General features: G+C 33.9%; 8 protein-coding genes. 3 read left to right on the forward strand and 5 right to left on the reverse strand.

Annotation, left to right across the window (positions count from 1 at the left end):
* Nucleotides 1-436: 436 nt before the first annotated feature.
* The 5 genes from B5V89_RS18635 to B5V89_RS18665 form a co-directional block, all read right to left on the reverse strand.
* Nucleotides 437-751, reverse strand: a complete 315-nt coding sequence (locus B5V89_RS18635; protein WP_244913540.1) for a hypothetical protein — start codon at nt 749-751, stop codon at nt 437-439.
* Nucleotides 752-1,198: 447 nt separating this feature from the next.
* Nucleotides 1,199-1,672 carry a YjdJ family protein gene (locus tag B5V89_RS18640; RefSeq protein ID WP_108073439.1) on the reverse strand — a complete coding sequence of 158 codons (474 nt, stop codon included), beginning with the start codon at nt 1,670-1,672 and terminating at the stop codon, nt 1,199-1,201.
* 1,597 nt (nt 1,673-3,269) lie between these two features.
* Nucleotides 3,270-4,979, reverse strand: a complete 1,710-nt coding sequence (locus tag B5V89_RS18655) for an Ig-like domain-containing protein (protein ID WP_108073445.1) — start codon at nt 4,977-4,979, stop codon at nt 3,270-3,272.
* A gap of 45 nt (nt 4,980-5,024) precedes the next feature.
* Nucleotides 5,025-5,348 carry a hypothetical protein gene (locus B5V89_RS18660; RefSeq protein WP_108073447.1) on the reverse strand — a complete coding sequence of 108 codons (324 nt, stop codon included), beginning with the start codon at nt 5,346-5,348 and terminating at the stop codon, nt 5,025-5,027.
* Between the two features lie 111 nt (nt 5,349-5,459).
* Nucleotides 5,460-5,966 (reverse strand): DUF1648 domain-containing protein, encoded by a 507-nt coding sequence (locus B5V89_RS18665; protein ID WP_108073449.1) that lies wholly within the window; start codon nt 5,964-5,966, stop codon nt 5,460-5,462.
* Between the two features lie 255 nt (nt 5,967-6,221).
* Here B5V89_RS18665 and B5V89_RS18670 point away from each other — a divergent pair, with 255 nt between their 5' ends.
* The 3 genes from B5V89_RS18670 to B5V89_RS18680 form a co-directional block, all read left to right on the forward strand.
* Complete coding sequence (locus B5V89_RS18670) at nt 6,222-7,040, forward strand: alpha/beta fold hydrolase (protein ID WP_108073451.1); 819 nt, start codon at nt 6,222-6,224, stop codon at nt 7,038-7,040.
* Between the two features lie 37 nt (nt 7,041-7,077).
* Nucleotides 7,078-7,470, forward strand: coding sequence for an MmcQ/YjbR family DNA-binding protein (locus B5V89_RS18675; protein ID WP_108073453.1), 393 nt, complete (start codon nt 7,078-7,080; stop codon nt 7,468-7,470).
* Nucleotides 7,471-7,529: 59 nt separating this feature from the next.
* A partial coding sequence (locus B5V89_RS18680) for a transposase (protein ID WP_142406544.1) occupies nt 7,530-7,728 on the forward strand: 199 nt, incomplete at its 3' end.

The following is a 7,728-nucleotide window of genomic DNA, read 5'->3' on the forward strand; positions in this document are numbered from 1 at the left end:
CAATAATATGGACTTGACTCATTTTGCGCTGCTCTCCTTCCCGAATACGGCTTTTTCGTGCACTTGAGGGGCGTTTTGCGCTGCTCTCCTTCTCGAATAAGCCCTTTCCGTGCATATGGCGTGTGATTTTGACTTATTTCCTTCTCGAATGAGTCCCATGTACTTAACTTTTCATCTTGATAATTTCACTGTAGTAAAGTGCAATTTTACAAGCAAAAAAACGATGCTATCATACTAACGGGTTCCGTTTTGGAAGAGATAATTGCTAATAACAATATAAATTATATGCTTATTAGCATAGAGTTTAACGAGAAATTAACCACATAAATAGCAAACAAAAACGCTCAGAATTTACTCTGAGCGTTTTTGGATGTAGAATTAACTATCTTCATTCAAATAAAGCCCCTAATTGTCAAAGAGGGCTTGTTACTTCTATCTACTTTACTTTGATAATGTCTAACCATTTGGTAGAAGAAAGCAAATCAATTGTGTGATTTCCTTTTGTGTATAAAACGGAAGTCCCTTCTCTTTCACCTTTTTTCCAACCATTTGCTTTAAGAGCAATTTTGTAATCAAATGGTATTCCATTTTCTTCAGAAGCCCTTGACCAATCATAACTTTTTGATTTGTTACTTTCTTGAACTAATTCAGCTTTTTTAGGAATTGGGAAACCGTATAAATCTTCTGACGGCTCATAAAGTGACAATGCAGTGAAATAGTATCCAATGCCAACTCCTATTAAAAGTACCATTATTGCAATTGTCCATCCAACTTTTTTCTTTATTACATTCACTCCCTTTAATTTTTTTGTAACAATTTCTTAGTAAATTTAAAAAAGCAATTTTTCATAATTATATAATAATTTTAACGTAAATTTTCCATTTGAATTTAAATAAAATTAGTTCGCCAATATCCAGCGAACTATCTTAGGTAAGAATATCTTTTAAAGTAAATTGTTTTTCTACTACCATTTAACATATTCTTTAGCACCAATTTTAGCACACGAATTTCACACTGGACAACAGCCATTGTCTAAGCAAAAATACAGGTGTTAATATCATAGTTATCTCATTGTTAATTCACTTTAAACATTGATATAACAATACAAATGCAGACCAAATCGCTATGCGAATTAGTCTGCTAATTGATATTCTAATTTAACTGTTTCTCTCCCTTATCGGAACCCGTTACTATCATACTAACATCGTTTTCCAACCAACCAATTATTAAAATAAAGTACGATTGATATTCCCATATAAAGAATACCAATTGCTAATAAAACAGCAAACATCGTCTGTCCGCCAACAGTTGATGGATAATTCGTAACCGCACAACCAACTAACAAAAGCACACCTAGTATACCAATAAAATAAGAAAATTCTTTTCTGCTATTGCCAATCCATCGATATACAATAAGAGTTATTAAATACAATACACTTATTGCCATAAGAAGTGGATAGGTTGGTCGATACTTCGCTGCGTACACAAAGTAATCCAATGTGGATATGTCCGTCGGTTCAATTATTTCTCCATGGAACAAGTGGGTAAACGGTGTGGAATAATCCCACTCAAATACATCATCGACAATTCCACTTCCTTCATAAAAAGCTATTCCCGCTGAAAATAAAAATACAACAAGGGCCAAACCAAACTGCAGGACTATTTTGTTCAATTTATTTCCACCTCATTTTATGGAGACTGATTTTATAAATTGAAAGTTTCAGTCACTTAAGATAAATTGAAAATTCACGACTCCCAGCATACAGCTCTCCATTCTTAATTTTGTCCTCTACGTCGTGCAACGTATTCTTTTGCCAATCTTCTAAATGATTCCTGTCCCGCTTCTACATAAAAGGAAAATAGGAATTTGTTTTACGGTATCTCTATGTAGTATATTTTCTGTTTGATATCCTGAAAAAAAATGACTCATAAATTCCTGACAAAAAGAATCAGTTATCCCATTAAACGAGCTATGTTGCCAATATCCATGGTAGAATTCGACCGTAATATCTTATAAAAACCTGTTAAATACACATTCATCAAAGTTTAACGATTTATGGTAAAAGTCCAGTATGATATTAACCATTTCAGGACTCATCTGAATTACACCTTAGAGCTAAATTTTTTCCCGATTGCCTGTGTTATACCCCAAAATAGAAAGCGGTATACAAGTACAATAAGAAATAACAAATAAACAAATTCAAAAGGAGATAGAGGTTCATAATCTATTAAAATTGAATTAATAAAAATTAACATTAAAGACAATAGCTCCATTAAGGAGGCTTTAAATCCGTTTTTTTCGTACAAATATTTAGTCCTTTTAAAGTTAAAGACATCTTTTAATTCTCCACTAAAAATTCCCTTGATAAAGATTAAACCTATTAAATAAACTCCCATAGCAGGTATATAGCCTATATTCAAAACCTGTGTTACTACACAATAAATTATGGTGAATAAAAGTAGATACAATTTTTTGAGCATTCCCCTTTTTAGTAAATTCTACGCCTTTACTCGACCAGCCTCGATTTCTAGTTCCATATCCGACTTCTGTACAATAGTTAATAAATATCCGATGGGATAACTTAATATTCGAAAAATCAATTTCCACTAATGAAACTGATAGAAAATATTGTTATATAACCTAATTAGGTGATCGACTTTCCTTTATTGTCTTTTTTTCAAATAATCCTGTAAATAGGGCATACACAAAAGCAAAAATCAAAGCTCGTAAAGTGTTATCAGCCAAATTAAACACATTATTTTCCACATAACTCCATATAACAAAAACAATAAATATCAATATACCAAATAGTAAACTTTTACGAAGCAAGTTCATATAAAATTACACTCCCTACCAGATACATATAACCTGCTAATAAATTCCTGTTTTTATTTTACCATAATTAAAATAATTATGATTATTTTTACAAGGGGCAACCTTTCCTTACGAAAGAGCCCCTTATGCATCTGTCAAAGGTATCGTGACATAGACTGAGTTGGCGTATTTTCGCTTTAAATGTGTTCTAAAATACGATGGCGGTAGACATTGCTTAAACACACTTTGCATTAATGGTAAATGAGAATTTTTTTGTTGTAATTGTCATTCTTTTTCCCCCTTTTCACCAAATTTAAAAAAGCTAATTAAAGATTTAAATAATTAACAATAAAATAGATAGTTTTATTTAAGAAGCTGAATTCAATACGTTATAACGTTTAAGATAAAAAAAGGATGATCCTTCTCTTACATGAGAAACATCACCCTTTAATACCTACCTTTTCTTAAAGATCACCTTATTTAAATTTGAAATATTAATACGGTCTCCTGATTTAAGTGTTGTCGTTACACTTGTAACTGTATAGTCATCATGTGTACTAGAAAGAATTTCATTTACAAGTAAATTGTTTCCTCTGTTTATTATTAAGTTTCCTATCCCACTTGATGTTGTTATTTTATATTTCCCTGCATTTATATCTTTTCCAACGGTCCAGTATCCAGCATGCAGTGTATTTGATTTCACATGTGAAACACGAGTAAATTGAACGCTATTTAATCCCGAAATTTCAATTTGATCTCCTGATTTTATATCTGTTGTAACAACAGTTACACCAAAATCATCATCATCATTCGTTAGAACCTCATTTACAAAACGTTCAGTACCCATTCCAATTACTAAATTGCCAGTACCAGATTTCGTCGTAATTTTATAACGGCCTGCTGGTAGATCCTTTCCTGCTTTCCATTTACCCGCACTCAAACTCTTAACATAAGGAACATGAATCGTTGTGCTATAAGTTTTACCATTTGTTGTTGTAGCAGTAATCTTAGCCGTCCCAGCACCTACAGCGGTTACTTTTCCTTTTTTATCAACTTTTGCGACTTTTGTATTGGAAGATTTCCATTTCACTGTTTTATTCGTTGTGTTACTTGGGCTTACCGTTGCAGATAAGGTTAGTGTTTTGCCTTTACTTAACGTGACTGATTTCTTGTTAATCTTCACCGATTTTGCCATAATCGGAGGCGTAACTGTCACTTTAACTTTTACCGTTTTAGCACCTTTAACTGTTGCCGTAATCGTCGTCTTTCCCTTTGCTTTGCCCGTTACTTTTCCTTTACTATCCACTGTTGCAATTTTTGTATTAGTAGATTTCCACTTTACTGTCTTATCTGTACTATCGGATGGTGATACCGTTGCTGTCAATTTCCCTGTCTTTCCCGCTGTTATAGACAAACTTGTTTTATTTACTTTTACTGTTTTCGTAGTAACTTTTACAGCCACAGTTTTAAAAACCTTAGGATTTTCTTTGGCCGTTGCTGTAATGGTAGCGGATCCGTTTGCCAATCCTTTAATCTTCCCTGTCGAATCTACCGTTGCTACTTTCGTATTTGAGCTTTTCCATAAAACTGTTTTATTTACTGCATTCGTTGGCGCGACTGTTGCAATAACTTTAATAGATTGGTTGTTTGTAATATTTAGTATCGATTTACTTAACTTTAAACTAGTCGGGACAATATTCGTTACAGTAACTTTTATGCTTTTTGTTATAGAGGAATCCCCATTTGCCGTGGCTGTAATTGTTGTGCTTCCAGCTTTAAGTGCTTTTACATTACCTTTTGCATCTACTGTAGCAATTTCCGGATTACTGCTCGTCCAGCTAACATTTTTATTAATTGCAGTAGATGGTTTTACAATAGCTGTCAACCGTGCCGTTTGGTTTACCTTTAGGGATAAACTTGATTTACTTAACGTGATACTTTGCGGAACAAGAATTTTCTCTTTAAAGCTCATCGTCCCCATTAACGATGATATATAGATTTTCTCTCCTGCAGAAGCTGTATATTCAATGGGATCATCGTCGTTATATAAACTAAAGGAATCTTTTTCGTTATCTTGATTATCATAAATAGTGATATACGCATAGTCATCCTCTGGGCGATCAATTTGTAACGTGTACGTTCCCGCCGGAATATCGTTACCCACCTCATAATAACCCGCTGATAAGTTTTCCAAATCTAATTTTGAGAGTTACTGCACCATTAAATTGGTAGCTTCATCAAGGGTGACCTCTATCTTATCCCCGTCTTTCAAGCTAGCTGTAAATTGATTAGAATTGAATAACTGATCACTAAGAGTCTCATAAACTAGATCTAACGTACCCCTGCTAATATGGATTGTTGCTGTACCTTTCTGAATACTAAATTTAGCTAATCCTGCAGAAATGTCCTCTCCTACTGTATAGGTACCATCACTTAATGAAGTATTACTTTCTGCATTTACCGTATTGCTTGAAGCAAACGAAAGTAATAGCATCATCATGACGATCACTTTTATTAGTACATTCCTTTTCATTGATTATCCTTCTTTCACTTTTAGTTTTATCTATTGCTATTAAGTATATCGGATATAATATAGAAAATTTCCATCAACAAAATATTCCATGTAATAAACTTCCCAACCTCCCTATCCAATCTTCCTTTGCTTTATAATCCCTACTACAATCGGAATCCCCGTTCCCACAATTGTTATCGGCAGAAACCATATCCCAAAACCGCTTGCCCAATCATTTGCTACGAAAATGGACTCAACAAGGATCAAAGAAAAGAGAATCAAACAAATATTTTTGATTTGATTTAAGAGCTTCCGGCTATGCAAATAAAATTGCTCTGCGTTCGACTCATTCATCCTGCTTGGATAATTATGGACCTCTGGAAATTTTTCAAGTACTTGCATAAAAATTAAAATGAAAGCTCCAACAAACGGCAATATGAGAAGTTCCATTTTGGACCCCCACCGATCAACCTCACCTACCGCATTATAATGCGCTGGAACTTCTGACGGAAGCTTATTCCAAACAACGATTAAAAAGACAATCGAGCCGAAGTAAAATAAATAACCAATAATATCCCAGACCCATTCCCCTTTTGTCTTTGCAATCGTTAACTTTGGCCGTTTCCATGAGTTTGTCATTTTTGTCTTCCTCCCTATCTCACTGTTATACTACGGTAGTTAGTTATCTATATTTATATGAAGTTCGTTTTTTTGGAATCTTAATTATGAAAAAAAATAATTAGATAAAAGTTCAATCAGAATATTACTTCTACACATGTTGAAGTACTCCTTCTAAAGATACATGAGTATTTATCATAATTTTCAATGGATATTATTTTGAAAATTTGTTATATTTAATACGAACGTACATTCTAGTTAGAGGTGATATGTAAAATGCCGTATTTACAAACGGATACAGCTACTTTTTACTATGAGGAAATCGGAAAAGGAATACCAATTATCATGATTCATGGATTTACTCCTGACCACAGACTAATGAGTGGTTGTATGGAACCTATTTTTAAAAAGAGAGATGGATATAGACGAATATACATAGACCTTCCAGGAATGGGTCAAACTGAGGATTATGGACATATTCATAGCTCTAATGACATATTGGATGCAGTAATCAATTTTATTGAAACGTTAATTCCAAACCAAGCTTTCATGATTGCTGGCGAATCCTATGGCGGCTATTTAACGCGAGGAATCATTAAAAGAAAAAAAGAACAGGTTTTAGGAACTGCATTTATTTGCCCTGTAATTATTCCTAAGACAGAAAATCGAACACTTCCAAAACAAACGATTGTTTATTCGGATCATGAATTTTTATCTACACTGACCAACGAAGAGGTAGATATTTTCAAAGCAAATCAAGTAATCCTAGATGAATACAATTGGAAAAGATACAGAGATGAAGTATTATCCGGTTGTAAAATTGCTGATGTAGCTTTTTTAGAAAAAATCCAAAGGAATTACGGTTTTTCTTATAGTGTGGATGATGTCGTATTTCATAAACCAAGTGTGTTCCTGCTAGGAAAACAGGATTCTGTGGTTGGATATAAAGACGCATTTGAACTTTTAGACAACTATCCAAGAGCAACATTTGCTGTTTTGGATCGAGCTGGCCACAACTTGCAAATTGAGCAATCACATTTATTTTATACGCTTATTAATGAATGGCTGGATCGGATTGAAGAATTTATTCAATGAAATAGTTCTGATTAAGGGAGACGAGGTGAATGAGAATATGGAAACACAAAAGGAAATGATCCTTGAACATGTGCGGGATATTTGTCTTGCACTTCCTGAAGCCTTGGAGCATATCGATGGATTTGGACACACTACCTTTCAAGTCCATGGCAAATCCTTTGTTAGATTAAGTGAAAGAACTGGACTATCATTCAAGTCGAATCCGGAAACACAAGAATGGTTGCTGCAGAAAGAACAGTTTTTCAAAACCCCTTATATTGGTCGACACGGATGGGTATCTATTCTAAACCCACGTGATGAAGACTGGGGTGAACTGACAGCACTTATTCAAGAAGCTTATCTGCGCGTTGCACCAAAGCGTTTGGTAAAGGAATGGATTACGCGCATAAGGTTAATTAAAAAAAATGGATTCTCTATAGCCCCTAAATGAACTTGGACAGTAAGAGTAATAAATATTATACTACTTAATGTACCAAGGAGGCTGACATAATGAAACGAACAAAACACTCAAAAGATTTTAAATTACAAGTCGTAAAAGAAGCCACTGAGACAGACAATAATTCGTTAGTAGCACGTCGATACGAACTGAATCCGAACATGGTAAGTCGTTGGATTCGTGAATATAAAGATGGCAAATACGGTGAAGTAGATGTTACTGTGCTGCCAGATATTGATTCTAAAGAGTTAT

This window comes from Heyndrickxia sporothermodurans, from assembly GCF_003055045.1.
Lineage (GTDB): Bacteria > Bacillota > Bacilli > Bacillales > Bacillaceae_C > Heyndrickxia > Heyndrickxia sporothermodurans.

Excerpts from the sequence above, each read along its gene's own strand:
- B5V89_RS18670 (WP_108073451.1), top strand. The coding sequence starts at position 6,222 with ATGCCGTATTTACAAACGGATACAGCTACTTTTTACTATGAGGAAATC.
- B5V89_RS18675 (WP_108073453.1), top strand. The coding sequence starts at position 7,078 with ATGGAAACACAAAAGGAAATGATCCTTGAACATGTGCGGGATATTTGT.
- B5V89_RS18665 (WP_108073449.1), bottom strand. The coding sequence starts at position 5,966 with ATGACAAACTCATGGAAACGGCCAAAGTTAACGATTGCAAAGACAAAA.
- B5V89_RS18635 (WP_244913540.1), bottom strand. The coding sequence starts at position 751 with ATGGTACTTTTAATAGGAGTTGGCATTGGATACTATTTCACTGCATTG.
- B5V89_RS18660 (WP_108073447.1), bottom strand. The coding sequence starts at position 5,348 with ATGAAAAGGAATGTACTAATAAAAGTGATCGTCATGATGATGCTATTA.